1 protein-coding gene is annotated in these 632 nt (G+C 59.0%); it reads left to right on the top strand.

Annotated elements, in window-relative coordinates:
* Positions 1–77: 77 nt before the first annotated feature.
* Positions 78–632, top strand: a 555-nt coding sequence (locus ACMV5H_RS25625) for a helix-turn-helix domain-containing protein (protein WP_414822816.1), incomplete at its 3' end; no start/stop codon positions are given.

Raw genomic sequence — 632 nt, 5'->3', positions numbered from 1 at the left:
TGTACAGACCGGGGACATCATGAACACTTGTTCGGGGACATGGTAGACACTTACAACATAGGTATGAGTACTTCTGAGTGGAGTTGCTTATGCCGTGGGATGAGAGATCTGCCATGTCATTACGTACCGAGTTTGTGCTTTTCGCCTCGCAAGAAGGCGCTAATATCCGTGCGCTATGCCGTCAGTTCGGCATAGCGCCTGCTACCGCATACAAGTGGTTACATCGCTGGCACTCTGATGGGCGCGCCGGTCTGAACGAACGTTCTCGAGTGCCACACCATTCCCCCAGCAGAACCTCTGACACCGTTGTCCAACATCTCCGCGCTGCACACCTGGCCCATCCGATGTGGGGCGCACGCAAGCTCAAGCGGTGGCTCGAGATGCAGGGGCATACGTTACCGGCCGCCAGCACCGTGCATAACCTCATGCGCCGCCATGACCTGCTACCGGGCGGTCCGTCACCGGGGCCCACCGTCGGACGCTTTGAACATGACGCCCCGAACCGACTCTGGCAGATGGACTTTAAAGGCCACTTCCCCTTCGCCGAAGGGCGTTGTCATCCGCTGACCTTGCTGGATGACCATTCGCGCTTCTCGCTCTGTCTGGCGCACTGCCCGGACGAGCGACGTGTC

Origin of the sequence: Serratia sp. N21D137 (assembly GCF_047530005.1) — a bacterium.
Classification (GTDB): domain Bacteria; phylum Pseudomonadota; class Gammaproteobacteria; order Enterobacterales; family Enterobacteriaceae; genus Chania; species Chania fonticola_B.
Note: the sequence above shows the minus strand (reverse complement) of the source record. Positions and strands in the feature narration are given on the sequence as shown.